The organism is Mesorhizobium sp. P2_E9 (genome assembly GCF_056403815.1).
On record NZ_JBFUET010000013.1, the window covers coordinates 200158 to 226778 of the forward strand.

27 protein-coding genes, 1 tRNA gene and 1 pseudogene are annotated in these 26621 nt (G+C 60.9%); 12 read left to right on the top strand and 17 right to left on the bottom strand.

The annotated features are described in order from the left end of the window. Nucleotides 1-51: 51 nt before the first annotated feature. The 4 genes from AC1D05_RS23850 (at nt 52) to AC1D05_RS23865 (ending at nt 3016) form a co-directional block, all read left to right on the top strand. The gene (locus AC1D05_RS23850; protein ID WP_477444195.1) at nt 52-813 is read left to right on the top strand and encodes a 3-hydroxyacyl-CoA dehydrogenase; all 762 of its coding nucleotides are present in this window, start codon (nt 52-54) and stop codon (nt 811-813) included. Between the two features lie 22 nt (nt 814-835). Next, nucleotides 836-1615: a HugZ family pyridoxamine 5'-phosphate oxidase gene (locus tag AC1D05_RS23855; RefSeq protein WP_477444196.1), complete on the top strand. Its 780-nt coding sequence runs from the start codon at nt 836-838 to the stop codon at nt 1613-1615. A 155-nt stretch (nt 1616-1770) separates the two neighbouring features. Beyond that, nucleotides 1771-2115 carry an ArsR/SmtB family transcription factor gene (locus tag AC1D05_RS23860; protein WP_477444221.1) on the top strand — a complete coding sequence of 115 codons (345 nt, stop codon included), beginning with the start codon at nt 1771-1773 and terminating at the stop codon, nt 2113-2115. Nucleotides 2116-2218: 103 nt separating this feature from the next. Then, entirely contained in the window at nt 2219-3016 is a 798-nt protein-coding gene (locus AC1D05_RS23865) for a TrmH family RNA methyltransferase (protein ID WP_477444197.1), read from the top strand. A gap of 17 nt (nt 3017-3033) precedes the next feature. Here the strand turns inward: AC1D05_RS23865 and AC1D05_RS23870 are convergent, their stop codons facing one another. Both AC1D05_RS23870 and AC1D05_RS23875 read right to left on the bottom strand, forming a co-directional pair. Then, nucleotides 3034-4185: a coiled-coil domain-containing protein gene (locus tag AC1D05_RS23870; protein WP_477444198.1), complete on the bottom strand. Its 1152-nt coding sequence runs from the start codon at nt 4183-4185 to the stop codon at nt 3034-3036. A 160-nt stretch (nt 4186-4345) separates the two neighbouring features. Beyond that, on the bottom strand, nt 4346-4882 hold the full coding sequence (locus AC1D05_RS23875; protein ID WP_244494150.1) for a DUF1134 domain-containing protein: 537 nt from the start codon (nt 4880-4882) through the stop codon (nt 4346-4348). Nucleotides 4883-5296: 414 nt separating this feature from the next. Between AC1D05_RS23875 and chpT the strand changes: the two genes are divergently transcribed. Then, complete coding sequence (chpT, locus tag AC1D05_RS23880; RefSeq protein ID WP_477444199.1) at nt 5297-5926, top strand: histidine phosphotransferase ChpT; 630 nt, start codon at nt 5297-5299, stop codon at nt 5924-5926. A gap of 245 nt (nt 5927-6171) precedes the next feature. Further along, nucleotides 6172-6540: a response regulator gene (locus AC1D05_RS23885; protein WP_027043951.1), complete on the top strand. Its 369-nt coding sequence runs from the start codon at nt 6172-6174 to the stop codon at nt 6538-6540. A 224-nt stretch (nt 6541-6764) separates the two neighbouring features. On the opposite strand, the gene ctrA is transcribed toward AC1D05_RS23885, so the two are convergent. Next, entirely contained in the window at nt 6765-7460 is a 696-nt protein-coding gene (gene ctrA / locus AC1D05_RS23890; RefSeq protein WP_006203583.1) for a response regulator transcription factor CtrA, read from the bottom strand. 451 nt (nt 7461-7911) lie between these two features. Here ctrA and AC1D05_RS23895 point away from each other — a divergent pair, with 451 nt between their 5' ends. Further along, entirely contained in the window at nt 7912-8289 is a 378-nt protein-coding gene (locus AC1D05_RS23895; protein ID WP_140705050.1) for a flagellar export protein FliJ, read from the top strand. 136 nt (nt 8290-8425) lie between these two features. Here the strand turns inward: AC1D05_RS23895 and AC1D05_RS23900 are convergent, their stop codons facing one another. Next, the gene (locus tag AC1D05_RS23900; RefSeq protein ID WP_477444200.1) at nt 8426-8824 is read right to left on the bottom strand and encodes a winged helix-turn-helix transcriptional regulator; all 399 of its coding nucleotides are present in this window, start codon (nt 8822-8824) and stop codon (nt 8426-8428) included. Nucleotides 8825-8913: 89 nt separating this feature from the next. Between AC1D05_RS23900 and AC1D05_RS23905 the strand changes: the two genes are divergently transcribed. Beyond that, nucleotides 8914-9840 carry an NADP-dependent oxidoreductase gene (locus tag AC1D05_RS23905; RefSeq protein ID WP_477444201.1) on the top strand — a complete coding sequence of 309 codons (927 nt, stop codon included), beginning with the start codon at nt 8914-8916 and terminating at the stop codon, nt 9838-9840. A gap of 69 nt (nt 9841-9909) precedes the next feature. Here AC1D05_RS23905 and sciP read toward each other — a convergent pair whose 3' ends face one another. Beyond that, nucleotides 9910-10185: a CtrA inhibitor SciP gene (gene sciP, locus AC1D05_RS23910; protein ID WP_013529904.1), complete on the bottom strand. Its 276-nt coding sequence runs from the start codon at nt 10183-10185 to the stop codon at nt 9910-9912. A gap of 287 nt (nt 10186-10472) precedes the next feature. Here sciP and mnmA point away from each other — a divergent pair, with 287 nt between their 5' ends. After that, nucleotides 10473-11663, top strand: coding sequence for a tRNA 2-thiouridine(34) synthase MnmA (gene mnmA / locus AC1D05_RS23915; protein WP_477444202.1), 1191 nt, complete (start codon nt 10473-10475; stop codon nt 11661-11663). A 153-nt stretch (nt 11664-11816) separates the two neighbouring features. Here mnmA and AC1D05_RS23920 read toward each other — a convergent pair whose 3' ends face one another. Continuing rightward, nucleotides 11817-12776 (bottom strand): Gfo/Idh/MocA family protein, encoded by a 960-nt coding sequence (locus AC1D05_RS23920; protein ID WP_027043946.1) that lies wholly within the window; start codon nt 12774-12776, stop codon nt 11817-11819. A 240-nt stretch (nt 12777-13016) separates the two neighbouring features. Here AC1D05_RS23920 and AC1D05_RS23925 point away from each other — a divergent pair. After that, nucleotides 13017-13093 (top strand) — tRNA-Met (locus AC1D05_RS23925). Here the strand turns inward: AC1D05_RS23925 and AC1D05_RS23930 are convergent. The 3 genes from AC1D05_RS23930 to AC1D05_RS23940 form a co-directional block, all read right to left on the bottom strand. Beyond that, on the bottom strand, nt 13050-14675 hold the full coding sequence (locus tag AC1D05_RS23930) for a recombinase family protein (protein ID WP_477444222.1): 1626 nt from the start codon (nt 14673-14675) through the stop codon (nt 13050-13052). The genes AC1D05_RS23925 and AC1D05_RS23930 overlap by 44 nt on opposite strands. A gap of 24 nt (nt 14676-14699) precedes the next feature. Further along, nucleotides 14700-14930 carry a hypothetical protein gene (locus AC1D05_RS23935; protein WP_477444203.1) on the bottom strand — a complete coding sequence of 77 codons (231 nt, stop codon included), beginning with the start codon at nt 14928-14930 and terminating at the stop codon, nt 14700-14702. A 268-nt stretch (nt 14931-15198) separates the two neighbouring features. Next, nucleotides 15199-15915, bottom strand: coding sequence for a hypothetical protein (locus AC1D05_RS23940; RefSeq protein ID WP_477444204.1), 717 nt, complete (start codon nt 15913-15915; stop codon nt 15199-15201). A gap of 151 nt (nt 15916-16066) precedes the next feature. Between AC1D05_RS23940 and AC1D05_RS23945 the strand changes: the two genes are divergently transcribed. Further along, a complete protein-coding gene (locus tag AC1D05_RS23945; protein ID WP_206438833.1) occupies nt 16067-16327 on the top strand; it encodes a helix-turn-helix domain-containing protein in 261 nt (86 codons plus the stop codon). Nucleotides 16328-16585: 258 nt separating this feature from the next. On the opposite strand, the gene AC1D05_RS23950 is transcribed toward AC1D05_RS23945, so the two are convergent. Genes AC1D05_RS23950 through AC1D05_RS23985 form a run of 8 tightly spaced genes read right to left on the bottom strand, consistent with a single transcriptional unit; the run spans nt 16586 to nt 24959 of the window. After that, entirely contained in the window at nt 16586-17740 is a 1155-nt protein-coding gene (locus tag AC1D05_RS23950; RefSeq protein ID WP_477444205.1) for a response regulator, read from the bottom strand. A gap of 13 nt (nt 17741-17753) precedes the next feature. After that, nucleotides 17754-18119, bottom strand: coding sequence for a response regulator (locus tag AC1D05_RS23955; protein ID WP_477444206.1), 366 nt, complete (start codon nt 18117-18119; stop codon nt 17754-17756). Beyond that, complete coding sequence (locus AC1D05_RS23960) at nt 18116-20224, bottom strand: sensor histidine kinase (RefSeq protein ID WP_477444207.1); 2109 nt, start codon at nt 20222-20224, stop codon at nt 18116-18118. Before AC1D05_RS23960 ends, AC1D05_RS23955 begins: the two co-directional genes overlap by 4 nt. Further along, nucleotides 20190-20795 (bottom strand): SCO family protein, encoded by a 606-nt coding sequence (locus AC1D05_RS23965; RefSeq protein WP_477444208.1) that lies wholly within the window; start codon nt 20793-20795, stop codon nt 20190-20192. Before AC1D05_RS23965 ends, AC1D05_RS23960 begins: the two co-directional genes overlap by 35 nt. After that, the gene (locus AC1D05_RS23970; RefSeq protein WP_477444209.1) at nt 20792-21790 is read right to left on the bottom strand and encodes an ABC transporter substrate-binding protein; all 999 of its coding nucleotides are present in this window, start codon (nt 21788-21790) and stop codon (nt 20792-20794) included. The genes AC1D05_RS23965 and AC1D05_RS23970 overlap by 4 nt, the downstream gene beginning before the upstream one ends. A gap of 41 nt (nt 21791-21831) precedes the next feature. Continuing rightward, nucleotides 21832-22845 (bottom strand): ABC transporter substrate-binding protein, encoded by a 1014-nt coding sequence (locus AC1D05_RS23975; protein ID WP_477444210.1) that lies wholly within the window; start codon nt 22843-22845, stop codon nt 21832-21834. 44 nt (nt 22846-22889) lie between these two features. Further along, nucleotides 22890-23900, bottom strand: coding sequence for an ABC transporter substrate-binding protein (locus AC1D05_RS23980; protein WP_477444211.1), 1011 nt, complete (start codon nt 23898-23900; stop codon nt 22890-22892). 48 nt (nt 23901-23948) lie between these two features. Next, nucleotides 23949-24959, bottom strand: a complete 1011-nt coding sequence (locus AC1D05_RS23985; RefSeq protein ID WP_477444212.1) for an ABC transporter substrate-binding protein — start codon at nt 24957-24959, stop codon at nt 23949-23951. Nucleotides 24960-25511: 552 nt separating this feature from the next. Between AC1D05_RS23985 and AC1D05_RS23990 the strand changes: the two are divergent. Then, nucleotides 25512-26331: pseudogene (locus AC1D05_RS23990) on the top strand (IS110 family RNA-guided transposase). The last annotated feature ends 290 nt before the right edge of the window (nt 26332-26621 follow it).

Here is a 26621-nt window from a genome sequence, read left to right on the forward strand (position 1 = left end):
CCGTCGATCCGGGCCTGATCCAGTCCTGTTCCCATAGCAAAGGATGACGCCATGAATCCGAACAGCCAGATCGCGATCGTGACCGGCGGTGGCTCCGGTCTTGGCGAGGCGACGGCGCGCGCACTTGCCGCCAAGGGTGCCCACGTCGCCATCTTCGATGTCGGCATCGATCGCGCCGCCAAGGTCGCGGCCGAGATCGGCGGCATTGCCGTGCAATGCGACGTCAGCAGCGCCGACAGTGGTGCCGCGGCCGTCGCCGAGACGGCGAGCAAGCTGGGCGAACCGCGCATCCTGGTCAATTGCGCCGGCATCGCCATTGGCGTGAAGACGATCGGCAAGGAAGGGCCCCATCCGCTCGACCAGTACCGCAAGGTGATCGAGGTCAACCTGATCGGTACCTTCAACATGATCCGCCTCGTCGCCGACCGCGCGGCGAAGCTCGAGCCGCTGCAGGGCGGCGAGCGCGGCGTCATCGTCAACACCGCTTCGGTTGCCGCCTATGACGGCCAGATCGGCCAGGCCGCCTACTCCGCCTCCAAGGGCGGCGTCGTCGGCATGACACTGCCGGTGGCGCGCGACCTTGCCCGTTCCGGCATCCGCGTCTGCACCATCGCACCCGGTATCTTCAAGACACCGATGATGGCCGGCATGCCGCAGGATGTACAGGATTCGCTGGGCGCCGCCGTGCCCTTCCCGTCGCGCCTCGGCGAACCATCCGAATATGCCGCACTTGCCCTGCACATCATCGAAAACCAGATGCTGAACGGCGAGACCATCCGCCTTGACGGCGCCATCCGCATGGCGCCGAAGTAATCAACCTAGCAGGGCAAGACCCTTGGACGATCGAAAGAAGGACGTGATCCGCGAGACCGACGCCGAGGCGATCCGGTTGGCGAAGACACTTCTGCGCAGCGCCCGTTTCGGCGCCCTTGCGGTGCTGGAGCCGCAGACCGGGTCGCCGCTGGCAAGCCGGGTCGGTGTCGCCACCGACATCGACGGTACGCCGTTGATCCTGGTCTCGATGCTGTCGGCGCACACGCCTGCAATGCTTGCCGATCCACGCTGTTCCCTGCTGCTCGGCGAGCCCGGCAAGGGCGACCCGCTGGCGCATCCGCGCCTGACGCTGATCAGCCAGGCATCGCAGCTCGAACGTGGCTCTGACGCACATGCTCGCGCCGAGCGCCGCTATCTCAACCGCAATCCCAAGGCCAGCCTCTATGCCGGCCTCGGCGACTTCTCGATCTTTCGCCTCGAGCCGCAACGCGCCAGCCTCAATGGCGGCTTCGGCAAGGCCTATCTGCTCGATCGTTCCGATCTTGTCACCGTCGGACCCATCGTCGAAGAGCTTGCGACGAGCGAACAATCCGCCGTCGAGCACATGAACGCGGACCATCTCGGCGCGATCGCCGTTTATGCGCATCATTTTGCCGGGGCATCTGGCGGCGGCTGGAGCATCGCCGGTTTGGACGCCGACGGCATGGATCTGGTGTCGAGAGACAATGTTTGCCGGGTCTTCTTCCCACAACCCCTGGTATCAGCGCGGGACTTGAGACCCGTCCTGGTCGAGATGGCCAGGCGCGGCAGGGCCGCCGGGCAGGAAAACAACCAAACTTAATTGCATTTGATCAAAAGCAACACTTGAGATTTGAAAGAAATGTTCTACCTTTCAGGAAAGGCGCTGACTCGTCAGGGGCCGTTCGGAAGTGAATTTTTGGATTCAGGCCCCATTGCCCCCATGGTGCCTCGATGATCAAACAGCATGGGGCATTCATGGTCTCGACAAAGCTAACCGCCAACGCCGAATCGGCTGCCGAATTTTTGATGCTTATGGGCAACGAAAAACGGCTGTTGATCATGAGCTATCTGATCGACGGTGAAATGTCGGTCGGCGCCATCGCCGAAAAGGTGATGCTCAGCCAATCCGCCCTCTCGCAGCATCTGGCCAAGTTGCGGGCGCTCGACCTCGTGGAAACCCGCCGCGACCGTCAGATGATCTACTACTCCTGCAAATCCGATGCGGTGCGCGAGCTGCTTGTCGTGCTGGATGGTATTTTCGGCACCGGCAAGGAAGACCTGTCCCAGATGGCACAGAGATTGCGCCGCGCCGGGACTTGACCGGACGCTGCTGCGGCCGTTTACCTCGCTGACGATTTCCGGAGCGTGGCTTGTGTGTCTTTCTCGACGCACCAACCACGCTCTTGATGTTTGAGCGGAGGATATGGACCCAATTCGCATCGACGACCCGCGGGATCCACGCGTCGCAGCCTATCTCGATATCCGCGAACGCGATCTCGCCGGCCGGCAAGGCCGTTTCGTCGCCGAAGGCAAGGTAGTGCTCGATCTGCTTCTGTCGTCTGGCCGCTTTGGCACTGAATCAGTGCTGGTGCTGGAAAACCGGCTCAGCGGTCTGAACGACATCTTGCACAAGGCGCCCACGGACCTGCCGGTCTACGTCGTCACCACAACGGTGATGGACGCGATCGCCGGCTTCCACATGCATCGCGGCATCCTGGCCATCGGCCGCAAGGAGACGCCGCTAGCGGCCGGACCGTTGCTGGATGCCTTGCCCGCTCAATCCCTGGTGGTGGTGCTCGTCGGTATCGCCAACCACGACAATATGGGCTCGATCTTTCGCAATGCCGCCGCCTTCGGCGCCGATGCCGTGCTGATGGACGCCACATGCTGCGATCCGCTCTACCGCAAGGCGATCCGCGTTTCGGTCGGCGCCGCGCTCAAGATCCCGTTCGCCTCCTTCAGCGACACCTCAGGCTTTACGGCGATGCTCGCCGAACGGGGGTTCGAACAATTCGCCCTGTCGCCGCGCGGACGAACAGACATTCGCGATGCAAAGCCGGCCGGGCGCCTGGCGCTCTATCTCGGCACCGAGGGCGAAGGCCTGCCCGAAAGCCTGCTTGCGCGCCTGCAAACCGTGCGGATCACCATGTCGGAAGGCTTCGACAGCCTGAACGTCGCCGCGGCGTCAGCTATCGCGCTGCACCACTTCTCGCACCGCTAAATGGCGGCACCACCGCTTCAGTTCGCGTCAGCCTTCTGCAAGGCGCGCACACGGTCGGCAAGGCTGCGGTCGCCATTTTTTGATTGACTATCCTGCGGCGCTGCCAGTGCCTTGGCAATCGGTGAGTCAGGTCCCTCGAGTTTGGCCGTCATATGGACGACCTCCGCCGCCAGTTCGTTCATCTGCTCGCGCAGCGCGGCGCTGCCATTCACCGAACCCGACGATGCCATGGCGCCGAGATCCGCCTTGAGCCGCTTGTTCTCGCGCGCCAGCGCCGTCAGCCTCGCCTCCAGCCGCTCGCGATCGCTGTCGAGCTTGGCGATCGCCTGGTCCAGATCATCGCGCCTCGTGGCTTCGTCATGTCTGCCCGCTTCATCCGGCTTGCCGACCAGCCGCAAGGCCGGTCCGCCGTCCTCGGCCTTCGCCTTTTCGCGCAGCCGCGCCATTTCCTTTTCGCGGCGGTCGAGCTTGTCCTCGCGATCGGCGAGCGTTGCCAACAGTCGTTCGACCTTCTTGTCGAGTTCGGCCGCCCTTTTCTTCTCCGCCTTCAGGGCATCGCGCGCGGCCTTACTTTCAGCCGAGATCTCTTGCTGGCGCCGATCCGCTTCCTTGCGCTGGCCGCGCAGCAGCGAGATGTCGCTGGCAAGCTTCTGCAATTCGGATTCGCGCGCCACCAGCTCGATCTGCCGGCTCGAGGAGGAAAAACTGGCATCGTCGTACATGTGCTCCAGCTTTTCGAGCTCGAGCGCCCGCTTCTCCAGCTTGCGCTCGGTTTCCTTGAGCCGCTCCGAAAGCTGATGCAGCTCCTCTTCGCGCTGCCGCAGCGCCTCGTTCTTGGCGCCGAGTTCAGCGAGCGCGTGGTTCTTGTCCGTGCGCTCGACCGCCAGCCCCTTCAACGCCTCGCGACCGCGATTGATCTCGACGAGTTGTTCGGCCGCCTTCTCGCGCAACGCCTTGACGTTCATTTCGAGGCGGCGCGTCGCCATGGCGTACTCGGCCCGGATGCGGTCCTTGTCGGCCTGGATCTCGGACCGCGTCAGCGGAATAGAGGCCTCGATGCGCCTGCGGGTCAGCGCGACGGCACGCCGCCAGACGGCCGGAGCCACCATCAGCGCCAGAAAGCCGGCGCACAGAAAGCCGAGGGCAAAGAACAGGACCGACTGAACCAAAGGACAACCCGCTATCGGCGGCAACCACTTGGATTGAACCGCATCATACTGGCATGGCGGAAATCCGGCGCTGCGGCAAGAGCTTGCCGCGGCGCATTGGGGGTCACAGGCCTACAAATCCCATCGAAAAGCCGGCATTGCGGTCATGACAGGTGGGACTTTAGAACGGATTCCACGTCGCCCGCTCGGTCAGTTTCAAATAGCCGAGATTGACGCCGAGCCGGGCGCCGACACCGGTGCGGATCGGCACCAGAAGCACATTGTTGTTCTTCAGCACATTGAAGCCGACGCCCGCCACCACATAGGCCGACCCGGCCACGCCGCCATAGCGGTTGTAGAGATTGCCGACATCGTCGAGATTGTAGACCAGCATCATCACCCGGGACCCTTCGCCGCCGAAATCCCAACCCAGCGACGGGCCTTGCCAGAACACTTTGTGGTCGCCGGCATTCTTGGTGTAGAGCGTGCCTTCGCCATAGGTCAGGCCGCCGATCAGCGCGCCCGACCCCTCCTCACCAAGCAGATAGCCATTGGGCAAGCCGTAGGAGGCGAAGATCTTCTCCACGACGGTGGCGAGCCCACCCGATGTCGCGCCGAAGAACTTGTGACCGGAATCGATAATCTCCTGAGCGGTGTATTCCTGGGCCCTCAGGGCTGAGGTCGAGAAGACGAGAACGCCCATGAGCGTGATCGCCATTGAGCAGACACGGAGAAAGTTCCGGTCTGAGATGACGCGGAGGAAACTCCGGTCGTAGAATCGGGAAAACATGCTTCCAATCTCCGTCATGGAGCACTTTCGCCGACGCCTCGCATCCGGTCCGGCTCTTTAGGCGGCCGTTAAGGATGACTGTTAGGGCAAACTATGCCGTAATCCTTTTTCAACCATTAACTCCCACAGGAAGATGGCGGTTCGAAGGCTGGCTTTTGGGTTGCGCGGGGCCGGCAGGCTACGCGACACGCCATTTGCCGTGACGACAATTTTGGGTTTGTTGCTGTGCGTACGAGTGCTGTGTATTCAGAAAGCCTCGGGTTGGAGCGTGATTCGTGTTGGGCAGGCGCGACGATCAATCGCTCGGCCACGAATTGTGGAATTTTGCAGGGATTTTCACCGATGGCCGATCTGTTCACCCTCTCCGCGCCTGACCTGGCGGCGCTTCTGTGCAGCCGCGTCTGCCACGACATCATCTCGCCGGTCGGCGCGATCAACAACGGGCTTGAACTGCTTGACGAGGGCGGCGCCGACGAAGACGCCATGCGGCTTATCCGCCAGAGCGCCAGGAACGCCTCGGCCAGGCTGCAGTTCGCCCGCATCGCCTTCGGCGCGGCAGGCTCCGCCGGCATGCTGATCGACACCGGCGACGCCGAAGCGGTGGCGATCGCCTTCCTCAAGAATGAAAAGCCGGAACTGACCTGGAATGGGGCTCGCGCGCTGCTGCCCAAGAACAAGGTCAAGCTGCTGCTCAACCTGATCCTGGTCGCCAATGCCGCCATTCCGCGTGGTGGCAAGCTGGTCGTCACCCTCGAGAATCTCGACACCGAGCCGCGCATTTCGCTTTCGGCAAGCGGCCCGATGCTGCGCGTGCCGCCGAAATTCCTCGAGCTGCATTCCGGCCACAAGCCGGAAGAGCCGATCGATGCGCATTCGGTGCAGCCCTACTACACGCTGCTTCTGGCCCGCGAGGCCGGCATGACGATATCGATCCATGCGACGGCGGAAGAGATCGTGCTTTCGGCGGTCTGAGCATCCGGCCGATTTGCAAGGCAAAATAAAGTATTTCAACTGTCTAATATTGCCGTGGTGGCTCGATCGTAAGCGTTGAGCTTTTCGCGATCGGCCGCATCGAAGCATCTGCGAAGAAAAGTCCTCCAGACGGCATCTTTGCAAAAACTTTACCTAAAGGCTTTTCGGGTTCTTTACCAGATCGGTTTAGGGTGGTCACCAGATGCCCGCACGACCGGATTGCCCCAGGGCAAAGAGGACCCGGAATGAAACGCTGCATGTTCGTCGACGACTCAAGCGTCATCAGGAAAGTTGCAAAACGCATCCTGGGCGGTTCCGATATGGTGGTCATCGAGGCAGCCAGCGGGCTTGACGCACTGGAGATGTGCGCCGCCGACATGCCCGACATCATCGTCGTCGACGGCGCCCTGCCGGATGTACAGGCGGTTGACCTCATCCGCCGCGTGCGCGCCATGGAAAGCCCGATCAAACCGCAGATTCTGATCTCGCTGGTCGAGCTCGATATCGCCTCGATCATGCGGGCCAAGCGCGCCGGCGCCCAGGGCTATCTCTTGAAGCCGTTCAATCGGCCGCAGCTGCTCGAGCGCTTTCGCGCCCTGAAAATCGCTGCCTAACGCAATTCCAGGAAAAGTGTAAAACGGTTTTTCCCGGGAAAAGCGCGTAGCGCTTTCCCTTGGGAATTGCGTCAAAACAAAGAGTTAGAGCGGTTCGCCGTTTCTGTGAAACGGTGAAATGCTCTAAAGCCGGCGGCAGCCCACCCATTGAAGCGCGACACAAAAAACCCGGCCGAAGCCGGGTTTTTTGTCGAAGATGACAATAATTCAGGCGGCACTGGCGCTCAGGCGCTGACGCGGATGTCTTCGGGTTCGCGCAGCACATAGCCGCGGCCCCAGACCGTCTCGATGTAATTCTGGCCACCGGACGCGGCATCGAGCTTCTTGCGCAGCTTGCAGATGAAGACGTCGATGATCTTCAGTTCCGGCTCGTCCATGCCACCATAGAGGTGGTTGAGGAACATTTCCTTGGTGAGCGTGGTGCCCTTGCGCAGCGAGAGCAGCTCCAGCATCTGGTATTCCTTGCCGGTGAGATGCACGCGCTGGCCGCCGACTTCAACGGTCTTGGCGTCGAGGTTGACCACCAGGTCACCGGTGGTGATGACCGACTGGGCGTGGCCCTTGGAGCGCCGCACGATGGCATGGATGCGCGCCACCAGCTCGTCCTTGTGGAACGGCTTGGTCATGTAGTCATCGGCGCCGAAGCCGAGGCCGCGTACCTTGTCCTCGATGCCGGCCATGCCGGAGAGGATGAGGATGGGCGTCTTTACCTTGGAGAGGCGAAGCGTTCTCAAGACCTCGTAGCCGGACATGTCGGGCAGGTTGAGATCGAGAAGGATGATGTCGTAATCGTAGAGTTTGCCCAGATCGACACCCTCTTCGCCGAGGTCCGTCGTATAGACATTGAAACTTTCCGATTTCAGCATCAGTTCGATGCTTTGTGCGGTTGCACTGTCATCTTCTATCAGCAGAACACGCATTTAATTCCCCTTTTCTGCTGCCGGACCATCTTACGATCCGTCCGGATCCGGAGCAGTGGTTGCCTTGTGCAGAGGCTGCCATTGAATGGTTAACAAAACCTAATTTCCCGCCCACGACGGTACCAGATTTTTTAACCCCTTTCTACACCCTCTTGAATCTAATAACGAATCACAGACCCAAATTCCTAATGCAACACATTAATAACCTGGACTAAGCGACTCCAGGGACTCATCGACGCGCTTCCGAATCGGTGACCGGAATTTTTACCCGGCCTTAAGTCCTGACCCGTATGATTAACAATGCCCGTAAACGAATGGTTACCGCCGGCAAAAAACTTTAGGGTTTTGTTTCCTATAGTTCGGGGAAAGCCGGTGGACACGGGCAACGCCTGGGCCTTTCCAGGTGGTTTGGACGATATGTGCGGGTGTGCGTTTCCGGGAGTACCGAATCATGAAGTCACGTGAAAACCTCGTTCGGCTGAAACAGTTTCAGGTGAATGAGAAGCGGCGGCAGCTGCTGCAGCTCGACATGATGATCGCCGAGTTCGAACGCATGGCCGTCGAACTGGAGCTTCAGATCACCGCCGAGGAAAAGAAAGCCGGCATCACCGATATCAATCATTTTGCCTATCCGACCTTCGCCAAGGCGGCACGCTTGCGCCGCGACAACCTCAGAAACTCACAAGGCGACCTCGCCCAACAGCGAAGCGCTGCCGAATCATTACTCGGCGAAGCTGAAGCGGAGCTTTCGAAGGCTGAAATGCTGGAATCACGCGACACAAAGATTCGCGAGGCCGAAACCGGCGGCCGCAGCGCCATGATCGGCTGAACCTGCCGACATCCGAATCGTCAGCGTGCCCGCGCGGGCGCGCATCTGGATGCAATTCCAGGAAAAATGCCTAGCTGGCCATAGCTTCCCATAGCTTCGAACCGGCTCCGGGCGAATTGCCGCGGAGATCACCGATCTAAGCGGCCCAATCCCCTTCATTTGCCGCAATTGCCTTGGCACGGGCATCCTTGATGTCAGGCGCGTGCTGCTCCGCCCATGCCCTGATCTGGGTGAGCAGTGCCGCCAGGTTCTGGCCGAGCTCGGTCAATTCATATTCGACGCGCGGCGGAATGACCGGGAAGATCTCGCGCCGCACCAGGCCGTCGCGCTCCAGCACACGCAATGTCTGCGTCAGCATCTTGGGCGTGATGCCTTCGAGCTTGCGGGCAAGCTCGCCATTGCGCAGCCGGCCTTTGCGCAGCGCGCAGACCACCAGGTAGACCCATTTGCTGGCCAGCATCTCCAGCACGGTGTGCGACGCACATGTCCGCCGGAAGGCGTCATAGCCGAAGGGGGATTTGAAATCACTATCCATTAGGTACCTATATATCAAACAGGTACATACTGGACAAGAGAATATTACTATCCAAATGATAGCGGCACCAACCAAGCAGGAGACATCCCATGCGTGCCGTTATCCAGAATTCCGTCGGCGGACCCGACGTCCTTGTCATTGCCAATCAGCCCGACCCCAAGGCAAAGCCCGGCGAAGTGCTGGTCCGCATCAAGGCCGCCGGCATCAATCCGGTCGATGGCTCCGTCCGCGCCGGTAACTACAAGCTGCTCGGCGAGCCGCCCTTCATCCTCGGCTGGGATATTTCGGGAACCATCGAGGCGCTGGGCGCCGGTGTCACCGGCCTCAAGGTCGGCGACGAGGTGTTCGGCATGCCGCGCTTCCCCAAGCAGGCGGCGGCTTACGCCGAGCTCGCCGCGGTGCCGGCCGATGAGATCGCGCTGAAGCCTAAGGGAGCGGACCACATCCAGGCAGGCGCATTGCCGCTGGCCGGCCTGACCGCCTGGCAAGGCCTTGTCCGCCATGGAGGACTGAAATCGGGCCAGCGCGTGCTGATCCATGCGGCGGCCGGCGGCGTCGGCCATCTGGCGGTGCAGATCGCCAAGGCGCGCGGCGCCTATGTCATCGCCACCGCCAGCCCCAACAAGCTCGATTTCGTCCGCAAGCTCGGCGCCGACGAGGTCATCGACTACACCCAAGGCGATTTTACCGACCGGATCAGCGACATCGATCTGGTGCTGGAGCCGATGGGTGGGGGGCATGCCGAGCGCTCGCTGACGGTCATCAGGAATGGCGGCGTGCTGGTGTCCTTGCTGAACCTGAACGACTCCACCAGGATGCTGGCCAGCGCGCGCGACATCCGGGTCGAGCGTATGTCCGTCGTGCCTGACCGCGAAGGCCTTTTGGAACTTGGCAGGTTGATCGACGCGAACAAGCTCACCGTCCATGTGGCGAAGAGCTTCCCGCTCGAAGAGGCCGGTGCCGCCCACGCCTTTCTCGCCACCAAGCCGATCGGCAAGGTGGCGCTGACGGTCTGACGCCAAGACACGGCTTCGAAAAGACAAAGGGCGCGGAGTGCCGCGCCCTTTGATGTGTTCAGCCCGACCCTAATGTCGGTATTGCTGGATGCGCGTGGTGCGCAGCCCGGCAAGGCCATATTCGTCGATCGACGCCTGCCAGGACAGGAATTCCTCGGTGGTCAGCTTGTAGCGCTGGCATGCCTCGTCGAGGCTCAAAAGCCCGCCGCGCACCGCCGCGACGACTTCCGCCTTGCGCCGGATAACCCAGCGACGCGTGTTCGTCGGCGGCAGATCGGCAATCGTAAGAGGGCTGCCGTCAGGCCCAATAACATACTTGACTCTAGGTCTAACCAGATCGGTCATCGTACTCTCTACAAAAAACTCAAAGACCCAATCCCCGCCACGTTACCGCCACAGCTTTAAAAATTGCCTAAGCAGACCCTAATGACTAGGTAAGGATCGTGAACGGCGCGTTAGGGTTTTCGCAGGCATTTGAAATATCCGGCTGGAAGCCTTGGTTTGCCTGGGAAAAATCCCGATGACCGCGGATCGACCGCAATCTGTGTATTGCCCTGCAAGCTGGCGTCGCCGGAAAGCTTGACCTATATTCTCGACATTGGCATTCAGATGCCGCGCAGAATGAAAGCATCATGAACAGTCTCGATCTTCCCGGACGTCCCGAAAACACCCGCATTGTCGTCGCCATGTCGGGCGGCGTGGATTCGTCCGTGGTCGCCGGCCTGTTGAAGCGCGAGGGCTATGATGTCGTCGGCGTCACCTTGCAGCTCTACGATCACGGCGCGGCGACGCACCGGGCTGGCTCGTGCTGTGCCGGACAGGACATCGACGACGCCCGCCGCGTTTCCGAGACGCTGGGCATCCCGCATTACGTGCTCGACTATGAGGAGCGTTTCCGCAAGGCGGTCATCGACCCCTTCGCCGAGAGCTATGTCGCCGGCGAGACCCCCATCCCTTGTGTCTCCTGCAACCAGACGGTCAAGTTCGCCGATCTCCTGGCCACCGCCAAGGAATTGGGCGCCGATGCGCTCGCCACCGGCCACTATATCCGTTCCGGCGCCAATGGCGCCCACCGCGCGCTCTACCGGCCGGTCGATGCCGACCGCGACCAGAGCTATTTCCTGTTCGCCACCACGCAGGCGCAGATCGACTATCTGCGCTTTCCCTTGGGCGGCCTGTCGAAGCCGCAGGTTCGCGCCATTGCCGAGGAGATGGGGCTGACGGTGGCCGCCAAGCAGGACAGCCAGGACATCTGCTTCGTGCCGCAGGGCAAATATTCCGACATCATCGCCAAGCTGAAGCCGACCGCCGCCAATCCGGGCGACATCGTCCACATCGACGGCCGCGTGCTCGGCCGCCATGAGGGCATATTGCGCTACACGATCGGCCAGCGCCGCGGTATCGGCATTGCGTCGGGCGAACCACTCTATGTCGTCCATCTCGACGCCGAACGGGCCCGCGTGGTGGTCGGTCCGCGCGAGGCGCTGGAGACGCACAAGATCTTTCTGCGCAACATGAACTGGCTTGGCGACGGGCCGCTTACCGATATTCCCGCCAGCGGTCTCGAACTGTTCGCCAAGGTGCGCTCGACCCGGCCGCCGCGTCCGGCGGTGCTGCGCCACATCGCAGGCGTGACGTCGGTCGAACTGGCCGACGGCGAGTCCGGCATCGCGCCCGGACAGGCCTGCGTGCTCTATTCCGACGACGGCAACGAGGCCCGCATCTTCGGTGGCGGCTTCATCGAGCGCTCCGAGCGCGGCGCTGAGGCTGAGGCCATGCTGACGAAGCTTGCGGCAAGGCCGGCACAGGTTCCTGCCGAATAGATCCCTCTTAGAGACTGTTTCGAAACTCGCTCTGGCGAGTCATATGGTGGTGGCTTCGAGAACCGGAGCGGAGCGGACATTTGGGTCCGTGAGCACCGGAAGCGCAGAAAACGCCGCCAGATGGCCGCCAGAGTAGAGTTTCCAAACGGTCTCTCAAGACTTGGTGTGGGTGACCGTGCCCGCCGTCAGGATGCGCAGCACCCTGATCGCTTCCTCGCCGCTGGTGCGCGGTTCGGCGCGCGTCTCGATGCACTGGATGAAATGCTCCAGTTCGCGCGTCAGCGGCATGCCCTGGGCGACCGCGACATAGGACGGCTCGTTGGTGGTGAACGCCCATTGGCCGCTGTCCTGCCAGACCGCGTGGCGGTAGACGGCAAGCTTGCGCTCCCAAGGCTCGACATCATCGAACACCGCCATCGCCTTGGTGCCGACCACGGTCAGCCGCCGTTCGCGATAGGGATTGAGCCGCGAGGTGAAAAGATGGCTGCGCAGGCCGTTGGGAAAGCGCATGTGCAGATGCGCGAAATCGCTGAGATTGTCGAGGAGTGCCGCACCCTCGCCGCGCACCTCGATCGGCTCGGTGCCGGTGATGGCCAGGATCATCGACAGATCGTGCGGCGCCAGATCCCACAGCGCATCGTTCTCGGTGTGGAATTTGCCAAGGCCAAGCCGGTGCGAGTGGATGTAGCGGACTTCGCCGAGTTCGCCCTTGTCGATCAGTCCCTTCAGCGTCTCGAAGGCGGGATGGAAACGCAGGACGTGGCCAACCATGAAGACGCGGCCATTGTCCTTGGCCGCCTGCACCGCGCGCTCGGCATCCGGCACGGTCAGCGCGATCGGCTTTTCAACCAGCACGTCCTTGCCGTTTTCAGCGGCGCGTACGGCAAGATCGGCATGGAACTGCGGCGGCAAGGCCATGACGATGGCGTCGATATCGTCACGGACGAACAGCTGGTCGGGCTCGATCGCCAGGCAATCCTGTTCGCTGGCAAAACCTTCGGCACGCGCCCGATTGGCGTCGGAAACCGCGTGCAGCGCGCCGAGCGCCTTGAGGGTGCGGATGTGGTTGCTGCCCCAGTATCCGCAACCGAGGACTGCAATGCGCGGCTTCATCTGTTTCAAACTCTAAAAACTCGTGGCCGAGACATAGCGACGTGCCCCGTCGAACTCAACCCCGGCGGTTGCAACCAAATGTCCACGCGGCAAAGCTTTTTCGGCAAAGAGAATATGCGGCGATATAGAATGCTTCGAAGCTTGACAGGCTCGCCCTCCCAACCTTATATCCGCGCGACCTTGGCGAACGCCTCGAAATGCCTTTCGATTTAGGGCGGATTTCGGGCCTTTCGCCGCCCTGGCGGGGTAGCTCAGTTGGTTAGAGCACGGGAATCATAATCCTGGGGTCGGGGGTTCAAGTCCCTCTCCCGCTACCATCACTGCAGCGCTAGGCGCTGTTCCTGGTTTACGATTTGGCAGGTTCAGAAGCTCCGCCAGCGCACCGCGGACTTTCAGCTCAACCTTTCCCCTACCCTCCGTCGGAATGATATCAATCCCCGTGAGCAGCGAGCGGATGATCCTCGCCGCCTCGTGGCGCTCGCGCTCATCGGATTGCAACGCGTCCTGGAGCTCGGATACTTGCCGACGGTAAACCGTCACAGCGGCCGGATGAAACTCCACAATGCTTTCCGCGACCGCCATCGCCTGAAGCTCTCGGGCTAGATTCTCCTTTTCGCGCTCGAGGTCCAGCAGCTTCGACTTCATGCTGGTCGTCGCGACACCGTCAGCAATAGCATCGACGATGTTACCGATCTGCCTGTCGATGGCAGCATGCCGCCTTTCGACTTCCCTTTGCCGTTCGCGGTTCATGGCGTTCAGACGCTTATGCTCAGCATGATATTCAGCAAGGAAGCGCGCAATGGCATCTGGCGCCAGCAAGCGCCGCTGGATGCCTTCAAGCACACGCTTCTCAAGCTCGCCAACACGGATCGTCCTGTTATTGGCACAAGTGCCTTTCTCACGGTGCGCGGCACAAGCAAGCTGGTCTCTATTCTTCACCGTATAGGAAGCGCCACAGCAGCCGCACCGCACAAGCCCTGAGAACATGTGCTTCGGCCGTCGGCGGTGATGGAGTTTCATGCCTCCGTAAAGCTTCTTGCGGACTTGCACCGCATCCCACAGCTCATCGTCGATGATGCGCAGATGCGGCACTTCAACGACCTGCCAAGTTTCCGGCAGATTCGGCCGCGAGATGCGCTTCCCAGTCTCGGGATCCTTGCGCATTTGGAGACGATTGAAGACGAGCAGCCCGATATAGGCTTCGTTGTAGAGAAAGCCGCTTCTCCGCTTGAGATTGCCATTGATGGTCGAGGCGCCCCACGCACCCCCAAAGGGTGATGGAATACCGTCCTTGTTGAGGCTTGCAGCTATCGTACGTGCCGATTGACCATCCGCGAACTCCCGAAAAATCCGACGCACGACCTTGGCTTGATCCTCATCGATCTCGCGTAGACCGCGGATCGGTTCGCCGCGTTCATCGAGCTTTTTGACCACGCGATAGCCGTAGGAGAGGCCGCCGGCGTTGTAGCCGTTCAATATGCGGCCGCTTTGGCCCCGCCTGATTTTTGCGGCTAGGTCGCGCAGGAACAACGCGTTCATCGTTCCTTTGAGACCTACGTGCAGTTCGTCCACGGCACCCTCGGAGAGAGTGACGATCCTGACACCGGCAAAGCGCAGTCGCTTGAAGAGGCCGGCTACGTCCTCCTGGTCGCGTGACAGGCGATCGAGTGCCTCGGCTAGAACGATCTCAAATTGCCCGCTTTGAGCATCGGCGAGAAGCCGCTGGATGTCTGGTCGACGGATGATGCTTGAGCCGGATATGGCGGCATCGGCATAGGTCCCAACGACAGCCCACTTCTCCCTGGCCGCGAGTTCTCGGCAAAGCCGCAGCTGATCCTCGATAGAGGCTTCGCGCTGGTTGTCGGATGAGTAACGGGCATACAGCGCGACGCGGATCATGGACCGCTCCTCTGCCTCTGTTTGCTAATGTCCGCCGCCGCCGTCCCCACCCTCCCCTTCTGACGGTGCTTTCTCAGGAGGATGAACTTTGTTGTCGTTCGCCGTCTGCAATTCCTCGAAATGCTCCCGAGCAACCCGCCGACCCAACAAACAGGCGATCGACAGGACGGCCCGTTCAGCCATGTCTCGTGCCGAGATGTCAGCTTTGTAATCATGGCTTGCGCTGTCGTTCCCAGGTTTAGCCTCGTCCACCATGGCATGCCCGCTCTTCTGTGTAGATCAAGGGCATTGAGCGGCGTGATGGTCAGCGAGACAAGTTCAGTTGCAGCGCGGTCGTACGGTGGCGTGCAAATACTTGCGCGCTGCGATTTGGGAATTCCGAAACCAAGCCAAATTGTCAAAGTTCGAGGCTCCTGCAGTATCACAGGCGATATCCAATATGCTTGCATGAGACTGCTTCTCGATGCGGCGACCTTGGTGGCGGCGATCCGAAGTGACGCTGGTGCCTCGCGCCATTCGCCTTTCAGGCGCGGTAACAGCAGCCGGACCGCCGCTTGCGGAGCTTGGGACGCTGCTCGCGGTGAAAGAACTGTTCCTGCATCGTCTGCTTCCCGATGCGCTCCAGATCGCTGAGCGCCGAGCGGATTTGCGGCCAGGGGAACTCCGAGCATTCTTCCCACGCCTCGCCCTCGCGCAACACGGCATCGAGCTTGCCCGCCACACCGGCGAGAGTCGTGGCGGGGGTGGTTGAGAACGCTTCCAGCAGATCCTCTGCCCTATCGCCAGCCTCGCGCTCGGCCCTGAGCGCTGCGGTGTAGCCAGCCTCCTCGGCGGCCGCATTCCAGCGTGCCTGATGCGATGCGAAATCAGCTTCGGCCTTCCTGCGTAGAGCCGCCATATCCGGCCCCTTGCCAAGCACTTCATTGAGCGCTTCGATCGAGTGGATCGTCACGTCCCCCCTCTCTGGCAGGCGGACGGTCACGCAAGGAAAGCCGACGCTCTCGACAAGCCTCATCTCCAGACGCTGCTGCCTGCGGCAAAGCCGCTCGGTCAGTTTGTGGGCTGTCTCCCATTCCCGCCAAAGCGTCAGCGCTGGGTCGGGGAGTGCACTCGTTGCAGCACCGTTGCCGGCAAGTGCACTTTCCTCAAGCACCAAAGCGATGGACGTGATCATCCCTCCCGCAATCACTCGCCTGCGGGTGACGAAAGGCAGAGTCATGCTATTGTCGGAATCAGCCATGATCCGAGCTCCAATCAGCTTGGGGTTGTGGTCGGGCTGCTGAGGGGTGGTTGCACACCAACAGCGGCCGCTTTCATGCGAAAAATCGTATCAGAGGTACGATATTGAAAAAGCGGCGATGGATCAACAAGAATCGTATCACGGTTACGAAATGAATGCAGTTCAATGCAAGATGGCACGTGTCGCGTTGGGCTGGGGAACTCGAGAGCTGGCCCTGAATGCAAACGTATCTCCCGACACCATCGCGCGGTTGGAAAGAGGCGAACAGCTAAAGAATTCAACCATCGCTGCAATTCGTACGGTCTTCGAAGCGGCCGGGATCGAATTCATTCCGGAGAACGGTGGCGGCGCTGGTGTTCGACTGGCGCGTCGATCTGAGGACGTCTCGTCTATCCTTGGCAGCAAAGGGTAAGTTTGATCCAAAGACGACTTACTTCTGCTGAGACATTGACGGCCGCTTTGCGCCCAACGTCGGTCGTTGAGCAGGCCATAGCTGCATCCCAAAAGCAGACATCCGAGTGAACAGGCGAGAAGGCTCGTTTGCGCCATAGGCTGCCATTGGGTTGTTACTGGCGGATCGACCGCTTCTCCCCGTTGCGGCGATTTCGATGTCTGGGATACATGCCCACGGTTCTACGGGCCGTATCGTCCGAAAGAAACCGGAGTGCGTCTAACGCGAGCTTGGCCGACCGATCCACCGCACGATTTCATAGGCAAGCATCGGGCGGCGAAAACCCTTTAGCGTCAGTTCACCAACCGGAGCGGATTCGACCAGTGATTCGACAGCGCCGAAGACCCGTTGGCTGACGAGAATCTGCCGAGCCTTCGCCTCTTCGCACAATCGAGCCGCATGGTTCGACACAGTGCCGATTACCGCATAGTCGGCGCGCTGATCGAAACCGATCCGTCCGATGGTTGCATGGCCTCGAGCAATGCCGATTCCGAAGCCGAGCAAGTAATCCCGCTTGCGCCATTGCTCCGAATGCCCGTTAATCGCATCGCGCATCGCCGCGGCCATAGACACGGCCCTCTCGGAATGGTCGGCGCACGGCAGTGGATCGTTGAAAACCACGACGATACCGTCGCCGACGAACCGCTCCAAAGTCCCTTCGTAGCGGACGATTTGTTCGCCGAGACAGGCGTGATACTCGCCAAGAACCGTCATCACCTCCTCAGGCTCCGCGGTCTCCGCGAAGGCTGTAAAGCCGCGTAGATCGCAGAAAACGACGGTTACCTCGCGACGATGGCTCTGCAGAAGCGCGTCGCCATTTCCCGACGCAACGATGAGGTCGGCGACCTGCGCGGGCAGAAACCGCCGGAGTCGGCCCATTCGCTCGATCTCGGTCACCTGCTCCGCCACGGTCTGCTCGAGCGAGCGGTTCCAGCCGGAAAGCTGCGCGGCCTGATCCTGAAGCAGTTGGGCCTGGCTTGCGACTGTATCGTGAAGCGCTTTCTGGCGCAGCATTGATCGCACGCGCGCTAGCAGCGCCTGGTGTTCGAAGGGCTTCGTCAGATAATCGTCGCCGCCGGCATCGAGCCCCTCGACCACATCGCGCGTGTCGGCCTTCGCGGTGACGAGGATGACCGGAATCGCCTGCAGGGAGATGTCCTGCTTGAGCAGGCGCACCACGGCAATGCCGTCGAGCTTCGGCATCATGATGTCGAGCAGGATCAGATCTGGCGTGAGTTCGCAGGCTTTCGCAAGCCCCTCTTCACCATCGGCGGCGGTTGCCACTTCGTAGCCATTTGCCTCGAGGCGCATGCGCAGGATCTCGAGATTTTCCGGGGTATCGTCGACCGCGAGAATGCGAGGCGGATCGTGCAAGGCACTGTCTCCCTCAGGAAAGGAACTGGCGAATCTCGGCGAGCAGCTGCCGCGGACTGAATGGCTTGGCAATGTAACCATCGCACCCAGCAGCAAGGGCTTTCGCCTCGTCGCCCGACAACGCGTAGGAGGTGACGGCTATAATCGGAATGTGCCGGAGCGCCGGGTCGGCCTTGATGCGGCGTGCCGCTTCATACCCGTCGATCACCGGGAGCTGAATGTCCATAAGGATCAGGTCTGGCCTGTGCGCTCCGGCTGCAGCGATGCCGGCGGCGCCGTCCGCCGCCTCGATCAGTTCGTATTCGGTGGTGGCAATGAGATCGCGGATGATCTGGCGGTTGTCCTCGGTGTCTTCCACCATCAGGATTCGTTTGCTCATGCGGCCCTCACGTCCTCATTCACCCGGATTGGTACCTTCAGACGGAATGTCGACCCTGACCCGATCACCGACTCGACGTCTATGGTTCCGCCATGCATTTCGACGATGCGCTTCGAGATCGCCAGGCCAAGACCTGTGCCACCCTTCTGCCTGGTGCTGCTGTTGTCGACCTGCTGGAATTCTTCGAAGATGAGAGCCTGGTCCTTGGACGCGATGCCGGGACCGGTGTCTCGGACGGTGATCTCGAAGTGCCCGTCGACCGCATCGGCAAGAATGTCGACCGCACCCGTTTCGGTGAACTTGACGGCATTGCCTGCAAGATTGAGCAGGACCTGCGTCAAACGGCGTTCGTCCCCGCGGCCGAATGGAAGGTTCTCGGCAACAGTCGTTGAAAGCTCAAGACCCTTCGCTCGTGCCAGCGGCTCGACAGCCGTAACGGTCGATCGAACAATCTGCGCGACGGAGTAGTCCTCGATCGCCAGCCTGAGCTGGCCGGCTTCGATCTTGGAAAGGTCGAGTACGTCGTTGATGAGCCCGAGGAGGTGACGGCCGTTTGCCTGCACGCGCGCGACGGTCGTCTTTGCCTTGTCCGGGAGTTCGCCGTAGATGCCGTCGACCAGCAGTTCTGTGAAGCCCAAGACCGAATTGAGCGGTGTCCTGAGCTCGTGGCTCATATTCGCGAGGAACTGGGACTTGTGGCGGCTAGCTGCCTCCAGCTCCTGGCCTTTCTCCTCGATCTCGCGGAACAGCTTGGCATTCTGGATCGCGAGCACCGATTGGGCTGCGAAGGTCTCCAGCAGGTGGACAACTTGCTCATGGAAGGCACCTGGCTTGTGGCGCCTGACGACCAGTGCACCGACGATCTTGTTGGGCCTGAGTAGTGGAATTACCAGGATGCTGCGATAGCCGGCGTCGAGCACGATCTTCTGAGCGTGAGAGGGCGCTCCCGCGCCGAGATCAGGTATCTGGACGGGCGCGCGACGCTGTGCAGCGTCGCCAAGGCCCAGATCGTTCGGCCCGATGGCCTGGTCGGAGAGCGCGGCAACGAGGCCGTCACTCATCCCATAGGTCGCGCGCAAGCGGAATTGTTGTCTTGTGCTGCTGAACACATAGATGGTGCCTGCATCCGTATCCGACAGTTGAACCGCCTTAGCTACGATCGTCTGCAGCACCATGTCGAGATCGAGCGTCGAATTGACCGCCTTGCTGACTTCCCCGAGTGCCTCCAGTTCGCCGACTGAGCGTGCGAGCTCAGCCGTGCGCGCCTGTACCTCCTGATACAGCCGCCCCAGCTGCTCGGATGTCTGGTTGACGTTGTCCGCAAGCGCTCCCAGCTCGTCCCGGTTGGCGACGGCAACCTGTTGGGCGAAGTCGCCGGCCGCTATCTGGCTGAGGCGCGTTTCGATCTTCTTGACCGGCTCAATCAATGACCAGGATATGATGTAGCCAAGTCCCAGCGCCAGCAGGATGCTGCCGACGGCAAAGGAGACCACGATCAGTCGGGAGGTTCCGTACGCCCCCTCGGACGCTTCGATTGCCGCCACCATGTCGGCTTCGGCCATGTTGACCAGCTGGTTTGTCAGCCGCTCGAGGCGATCAGCCGACGGTATGATTTCATCGAGCTGAACCTTGCGCGCCTCCTCAGTGCGGCCGGCGCGGACGAGCTCTGCAACGTGCGTCACCCCGGCCGTCAGCCGTTCGTACTCTTGCCTGACCTGGCCAAGCACTTCCACCTCGGCTTTGGCGACGAACTCCATGCGGTCGAGGTCGTAGCCGAACTGATTGAGCTGGCGCAGCGCCGCATCCAGCATCCGGTTGTCCTGAAGCAAGAGTGCGGTCGAGATGCCGTAAAGTTGGTTCGTCGTGTCGTGCTGGACTTGGCGATAGGCTGCGATCCTGCGCTGCAGCTTGATCAGCTCGTTGGTCTGATCATTGACCCCGCTCAGCACCTGCAACCCGACGGCCCCGAGGACGATCAGCAGTCCGACGATCGACAGGAACGCAATCAGCAGCTTGGTCTGGACGCGCGCTGGCAGCCGCGCAACCCAGCGGACCAGCCGGTTCGTTGTGTTATTTGGATTCATCCAAGATGCTGAGAAGGTCACCCCGGAACTCCTCGAGGTCGAACCGAACGCCGAGATACTGTACGCGCAAGATGCCGTTCGGGTCTACTATCGACGTCAGCAGCGTGTGGTCGACGTCACCATCCGCCCTTTTTCTTGCGATAACACCGTATTTCCGTCCAACCTCATGGACAGTCGCAGGGTCACCGGTAAGAAACGACCAGCCCTTCAAATCGGCGCCGAAATTCTGCGCATATTCTTTCAACACGTCGGGCGTATCGCGCTCCGGGTCGACGGTGATCGAAATGAAGTCGATCTTCGACCCGAACGCAGAACCCAGCTTCTCCTGCACGCTGGCCATATGGGCGGTCAGCATCGGGCAGACGTCGGTACAGTACGTATAGATGAATGCAATGGCGACCACCTTGCCGCGAAAGTCGTGCAGCGACACCGGCTTGTGGTCCTGCGATATCAGCGTGAAATCCGGTGCAGCGCCCATTATCGGCAGGCGCTCGCTGTCCCCCGCGTGCGCTGACGCTTCGTGCGCAGAGGTATGCGCAGCCGCAGCGACGAGGGCGAGGAGCAGCAACGCGCGCGTCGGCCAGCGGCTCATGTCTTCATCTCGCGCTTGAGCTCCTTAAGGAAACGCCAGTCGGTGCCGCGGTCCAGGACCTCCTGTGGCCTCATCGTGACCGCATTTGTCTCCTGCATACGCAGCGCATAGAAACGCAGGGAGTCCTCGGGGTCATATTCGCGCCATTTGTCGTAGCGTATGTCGGAACGGATAGCCTGAAGCGTGTAGTCACTGGCGTAGCCTGTATCGACCGCACTTTTCGCAACCGCTTCCGGATTGGTTATGCATAGGTCCACGGCCTTGAGTAGGGCGCGCATGACTCGTTTAGTCGCCATCGGGTAACGTCCTGCGTAATCTGCGGTGCTCGCGAGCATGCAACAAAAATACTGCGACCATGGTTTGTCGATCGCCGTGCTGACAAGTACATGGCCAAGCTTTCGCTCGCGCGCCTGCTGGGGCGTGGGCGGTCCGCCGAGGAACGCATCGATCCTACCCTCCGCGAGGCTTTGAACCGCATCGGGGGTTACAAGAGTTTCGAAATCCTTTGCCGGATCAAGGCCGACATAGGAAGACATCACATTCAGCAACAGATACTGGATGGTGCTGCCGTCCACTCCGACCGTCTTACCCTTCAGATCAGGGATGCCAACGACCCGATCGTTTGCGATCAGCTCAAGACAGCCGACATGCAAGCCGGTCAAGACTTTTATCGGCGCGCCTTTTGCAATGTTAAGCACATGCGCGAGCGGGTAGTTCCAGTCGAAGTCGATCTCGCCGTGGCCGATCCAGTCCGACGAATCCGGGCCGGTGCCCGAAGACACGAACTCAACGTCGGTCAAGCCTTCGGCATGCAGAAGCTCGGTGGCCGCATACATCGGCGATTGGCAGTCCGAGACCTTGGCGAACACCGGCAGCCGGACTTTCGTCGTCTCTGGCGCCGGCTCGGCGAGCCCCAGCCTCGGGCCTGCGACTAATCCCGCGGCACCCGCCGCGAGGCCGGCCATGAAGCGGCGGCGATTCTGGATGATGTGCATGGGGTCACTCCTTGCATCAAGGCACACAGTGCCAGTTCTTGTCAGCCTTTCAATTCCCGCTTGATCTCGTTGAGGAAGCGCCAGTCCGTGCCCTCGGCGATGATCTTCTCTGGGCTAGCTGCGGTGATGCCTGTCTCCTGCATGCGTAATGCATAGAACCGCATCGAGTCTTCGGCGTCATAGTCTCGCCAGGTGTCGTAACGCACATCGCCCATTGCCTGCAGCGCATAGTCGTAGCGGCTGGCGAAGCCCCTCTCGACTGCCAGCCTAGCCACTCGCTCTGGGTCGGACACGCAAAGGTCCACGGCCTTGAGTAGAGCGCGCAACACGCGCTTGGTCGCTACCGGGTATCTGCTCACATAATCCGCAGTGCTGGTCAGCATGCAGCAATAATACTGCGACCAGGGATGGTCGATGGAGGTATTGAGGATTACATGGCCGAGCTTGCGGTCGCGTGCCTCTTGGGGCAGGGGCGGAATACCGAGGAAGGCATCGATCTTCCCTTCGGCAAGCAGCTCCAAGGGACTCACATCCGGATTGGCAACCCAGTGGATATCGTTGATAGGATCGAGGCCGACATAGGCAGCCATGATGATCAGAAGCTCGTGTGGGGTTCCGTTAGTGATATCAATACCCACCCTCCTGCCCTTGAGCTGCAAAACGCTGCGAATGCTCTTGTCAGTGATCAGTTCAAGGCATCCCGAATGCATCCCGGCCAAAACTTTGATCGGAGCGCCGCTGTCGATCGAGCGGATCGCTGCCGGCAAGAAGGGCCAATCAAAATCTAGCTCGCCATGAGCGAGCCAATCTGGTGAATCAGGGCCGGTGCCGGAGGCCACGAATTGGATGTCGGTGAAGCCCTCGGCGCGCAGCAGTTCCGTAGAGATGTATTCGGGTAACTGGCAGTCGGAAATCTTGTAGAACACGGGTAAGCGAACCGTGGTCGTCTCCGGCGGCGCCTCAGCCCAAGCCGGTGTCGAGGTGCCGAAAAGGGCGGCGGCGCCGACTGACGCAGCACCGGCCAAGAAATGGCGGCGGTTCTGGATGATCTGCATCGGGCGCTCCTTAACTTTGAAAGGTCACGGCGTGTTGGCGATGCCTACGTCTTCAGCTCCCGCTTCAGTTCGTCGAGGAAACGCCAGTCCGTGCCCTTGGCGATGATCGTCTGCGGGCTCGACTTGATCATGCCTGTCTCCTGCATGCGCAGCGCATAGAAGCGCACCGAGTCTTCAGGATCGAAATCCCGCCACCGGTCGTACCGGATATCCTTCAGCGTTTGGAGCGCGTAGTCATACGACGGGACGAACTCGCGATCGACCATCTGCTGCGCTACCAATGGCGGATCCGACGCGCAGAGGTCGGCGCCCTTGAGGATGGCCCTGAGCACGCGCTTTGTCGCCACCGGATGCCTGTCGACATAATCCGCAGTCGCGGAAATCATGCAGCAGAAATGCTGCGACCAGGGCGGGTCGGTGGTCGAGTTGAGGATCGTATGGCCTACTTTCCTGGAGCGAAGTTCCTGCGTGCGGGGCGGTTGGCCGAGGACTGCATCGTATTTTCCTTCGATGAAGCCTTCCGCAAAATTGTGTTCTTCGATGACCCATTCGATGTCGTTGACGGGGTCGAGCCCAACATAGGCGGCCATCAGAGAAACCAACACGTATTGCGGCGAATCAAGCGTAAAGACCCCAACCCGCTTTCCCCGCAGGTCCGAGATGCCTTTGACGCTGTCGTTGGCGATCAGTTCGAGGCACCCGGAGTGCAGTCCGCTTAGTACCCTGGTCGGCACTCCTGCATCGATCGACGCCAGATGAATCGGCACGTAGTTCACACTGAAATCCGTCTCGCCGTTTGCGATCCACGCCGAATGATCAACCTTCTTGTCGCCTTGCACATAGCGGACATCGGTGAACCCCTCGGCGCGCATCATTTCTCCGGCGATGTACAAGCCCGCCCAGCAATAGGCGCCGCCGATGTACCGCGGCAGGCGGACGGAAGTGGTCTCCAGCGGCGGCTCGGCCCGGGCTTGTGTTGCGGTGCCGATAAGTCCTGCGGCGCCGGCGGCCGCAGCGCCGGCCAGGAAATGACGGCGGTTCTGGATGATCTGCATGGGCTCCTCCTTCCCAAGGAAAAAAGGCACAACGAGTCAGCCAGCTGCTCAGGCCTTCAGCTCGCGCTTAATCTCGTTGAGGAAGCGCCAGTCCGTTCCGTTGGCGATTATCTGTTGCGGGCTCGATTTGATCATGCCCGTCTCCTGCATGCGCAGTGTGTAGAACCGCAGGGAGTCTTCAGGATCGAATTCCCGCCAGCGGTCGTACCGGATATCCTTGAGCGTTTGGAGCGCGTAGTCATGCGACGGGACGAAATCGCGATCGACCATCTGCCGAGCCACCCACTGCGGATCCGACACGCAGAGGTCGGCGGCCTTGAGGATGGATCGTAAGACCCGCTTGGTCGCCACCGGGTACCTGTTCACGTAGTCCGTCGTGGCGGAGATCATGCAGCAGAAATACTGTGACCATGGGCGGTCGACGGCATTGTTGAGGATCGTGTGGCCGATCTTCTTGGCTCGCAGCTCCTGCGGCTGGGGCGGCGTCCCGAGGAATGCGTCGATCTTCCCTTGGACGAAGAGTTCCGTCGGCTTGACGTCCTCAGTCAAGACCCACTGGATATCGTTGACGGGATCGAGCCCGACATAGGCGGACATGAGGGACAGCCACACGTGTCGCGAGTTATTGAAACCATCCACGCCCACCCTCTTGCCTCGCAGATCCGTGACGCTGCGGATGCTCTCCTTGGCGATCAGTTCGAGGCATCCCGAGTGCAACCCGGTTAGCACCTTGATCGGCACGCCAGCGTCGATCGACGCGATCTGATTCGGCGGAAAGTTCACAGAGAAATCGGTCTCACCCCGTGCGATCCATTCCGATTGGTCGACGCTTCTGTCGGCTTCTACGTAGCGAACGTCGGTGAAGCCCTCTGCGCGCATAAGTTCTCCGGCGATGTACGCGCCTGCCCAGCAATAGGAACCACCAACCCACCGCGGCAGACGAACCGTCGTTGTTTCCAGCGGCTCGGTGTGGAGTGACTCCGGAAGACCGACGATACCGGCAACGCCTGCCATTGCAGCGCCGGTCAGGAATCGGCGGCGGGTTTGCAGAATCTGCATCAAGCGCTCCTCTTCCGATTTGCAAAAGGCAATTCTGGCCGGAACCGAGCAAAAGAGGTTTCGGCAGAGGCAGATTGTTTCGTGAGCGCAACGAGTAGTTGTGGATTCTAGCGCGCCCAATCCGCTGCGGGAGTCTTGCGCTCTCAGTCGCCGGCTCATGTATTAGCAGCCGACGATATGCCAACGATACGCCCAATTTGCGTAGGTTGCGAGCGCAAAACTTACTAGGCCAAACGTCACGCCGGCGCCTCGCTGTCAGGGAGACCGCTTCCGCGGTTGCGAGTGCCACTTCGAGTCTGCTGCGGCCTGCATCGGGTCGCTTCAGATCCTGGCTCACCGGGCTGAACGTCAGCTATCGTTCGTCGGACACCAAAAGCCGCCATTCCACTGTCGGCCCAAAGCTGTCGGACCGGAATGCGCCTCGTGGCGGTCATAGAGGTCAACCTCGTCACTGCCTGAAAGCAGATGATGTGGATGGCTCCCGCTCCCGGCATCTGAGTGCCAAAGTGTGGATGCTGTCAAAGCGACCACGAGCCAAGGGAGCCACCCGTCATGGAGATTATCACGATCGGCCTGGATTTGGCCAAAAGCGTTTTTCAGGTTCACTGTGTTGATGCAGTGGGCGATGTTGTCGTCCGCAAGCCGCTGCGCCGCCGGCAGGTACTGCCCTTCTTCGCGAAGCTGTCGCCCTGTCTGATCGGCATGGAACCGGACGCGCGATCTTCTGGTCAAGCAGCGCACGCAGCTGGTGAACATGATGCGCGGGCTGCTCGCCGAATTCGGGATCGAGATGGCGCGCGGGCTGCACCACGCGCTTACGCTTGCCGCGCGGCTAGCGGCCGGCGAGGCGCCCGAAGTACCGTCCCTGGCACAGCGCATCGTCGTTGGCCTGGCGCGCCAGATCGGAGACCTGCAGGACCGGCTGACAGCAATCGAGAAGGAGCTCCTCGCCTGGCATCGCTCAAACGAGTTGTCGCAGCGGCTTGCGACGATCCCCGGTATCGGGGTCATCTCGGCCACTGCGCTGGCTGCCTCGGTGATTGAACCAGAGCGCTTCCGCTCGGGCCGACAATTCGCCGCTTCGCTGGGCCTGACGCCGCTTGCCAACTGCAGCGGAGGCAAGGAACGATTGGGCAAGATCTCGCGCATGGGCGATCGCTATCTGCGCCGGCTGCTGGTGGTCGGCATGACTTCGCTCGTTCGGCGGGCAAGGACAAAGCCTGACTCGGTTGATCCGCGCCTGTCTGCCATGCTGGCGCGCAAACCGGCACGTCTCGTGACGGTGGCTGCCGCCAACCGGACGGCGCGCGTGGCCTGGGCGATCATGACGCGCGGAGGAACCTACCGGGCGCCGATCAGCGCCGCAGCCTGATCTGGTTCGGTGGCCATCAAACAAGACGCGAAGGAAAAGGAAGTTCACCAGTTGCAAGGGCGATGAGATGTGATGGCGAACCGGTCATACCGGGAGCTGGGATAACCCGTGCGAATGTCGTGGGCGTCATTGCCCGCAAAGCAGAGTGGGACCTGACTCGCGGATACCATCAAGGCCAGCGGTCAACATGAACGACTGCATCAACAGGCCGGACAGAAGACTGCACCTGACCCAATCGTCAAAAACGTCAAATCACCCCTTGCAATGCGGGAGCCATCCACAGAAGACAT

Coding starts and splice junctions, on each gene's coding strand:
- AC1D05_RS23850 (WP_477444195.1), top strand. CDS start 52: ATGAATCCGAACAGCCAGATCGCGATCGTGACCGGCGGTGGCTCCGGT.
- AC1D05_RS23860 (WP_477444221.1), top strand. CDS start 1,771: ATGGTCTCGACAAAGCTAACCGCCAACGCCGAATCGGCTGCCGAATTT.
- AC1D05_RS23865 (WP_477444197.1), top strand. CDS start 2,219: ATGGACCCAATTCGCATCGACGACCCGCGGGATCCACGCGTCGCAGCC.
- AC1D05_RS23875 (WP_244494150.1), bottom strand. CDS start 4,882: ATGGCGATCACGCTCATGGGCGTTCTCGTCTTCTCGACCTCAGCCCTG.
- chpT (WP_477444199.1), top strand. CDS start 5,297: ATGGCCGATCTGTTCACCCTCTCCGCGCCTGACCTGGCGGCGCTTCTG.
- AC1D05_RS23885 (WP_027043951.1), top strand. CDS start 6,172: ATGAAACGCTGCATGTTCGTCGACGACTCAAGCGTCATCAGGAAAGTT.
- ctrA (WP_006203583.1), bottom strand. CDS start 7,460: ATGCGTGTTCTGCTGATAGAAGATGACAGTGCAACCGCACAAAGCATC.
- AC1D05_RS23895 (WP_140705050.1), top strand. CDS start 7,912: ATGAAGTCACGTGAAAACCTCGTTCGGCTGAAACAGTTTCAGGTGAAT.
- AC1D05_RS23900 (WP_477444200.1), bottom strand. CDS start 8,824: ATGGATAGTGATTTCAAATCCCCCTTCGGCTATGACGCCTTCCGGCGG.
- AC1D05_RS23905 (WP_477444201.1), top strand. CDS start 8,914: ATGCGTGCCGTTATCCAGAATTCCGTCGGCGGACCCGACGTCCTTGTC.
- sciP (WP_013529904.1), bottom strand. CDS start 10,185: ATGACCGATCTGGTTAGACCTAGAGTCAAGTATGTTATTGGGCCTGAC.
- mnmA (WP_477444202.1), top strand. CDS start 10,473: ATGAACAGTCTCGATCTTCCCGGACGTCCCGAAAACACCCGCATTGTC.
- AC1D05_RS23920 (WP_027043946.1), bottom strand. CDS start 12,776: ATGAAGCCGCGCATTGCAGTCCTCGGTTGCGGATACTGGGGCAGCAAC.
- AC1D05_RS23930 (WP_477444222.1), bottom strand. CDS start 14,675: ATGATCCGCGTCGCGCTGTATGCCCGTTACTCATCCGACAACCAGCGC.
- AC1D05_RS23935 (WP_477444203.1), bottom strand. CDS start 14,930: ATGGTGGACGAGGCTAAACCTGGGAACGACAGCGCAAGCCATGATTAC.
- AC1D05_RS23940 (WP_477444204.1), bottom strand. CDS start 15,915: ATGGCTGATTCCGACAATAGCATGACTCTGCCTTTCGTCACCCGCAGG.
- AC1D05_RS23945 (WP_206438833.1), top strand. CDS start 16,067: ATGAATGCAGTTCAATGCAAGATGGCACGTGTCGCGTTGGGCTGGGGA.
- AC1D05_RS23955 (WP_477444206.1), bottom strand. CDS start 18,119: ATGAGCAAACGAATCCTGATGGTGGAAGACACCGAGGACAACCGCCAG.
- AC1D05_RS23965 (WP_477444208.1), bottom strand. CDS start 20,795: ATGAGCCGCTGGCCGACGCGCGCGTTGCTGCTCCTCGCCCTCGTCGCT.
- AC1D05_RS23970 (WP_477444209.1), bottom strand. CDS start 21,790: ATGCACATCATCCAGAATCGCCGCCGCTTCATGGCCGGCCTCGCGGCG.
- AC1D05_RS23975 (WP_477444210.1), bottom strand. CDS start 22,845: ATGCAGATCATCCAGAACCGCCGCCATTTCTTGGCCGGTGCTGCGTCA.
- AC1D05_RS23980 (WP_477444211.1), bottom strand. CDS start 23,900: ATGCAGATCATCCAGAACCGCCGTCATTTCCTGGCCGGCGCTGCGGCC.
- AC1D05_RS23985 (WP_477444212.1), bottom strand. CDS start 24,959: ATGCAGATTCTGCAAACCCGCCGCCGATTCCTGACCGGCGCTGCAATG.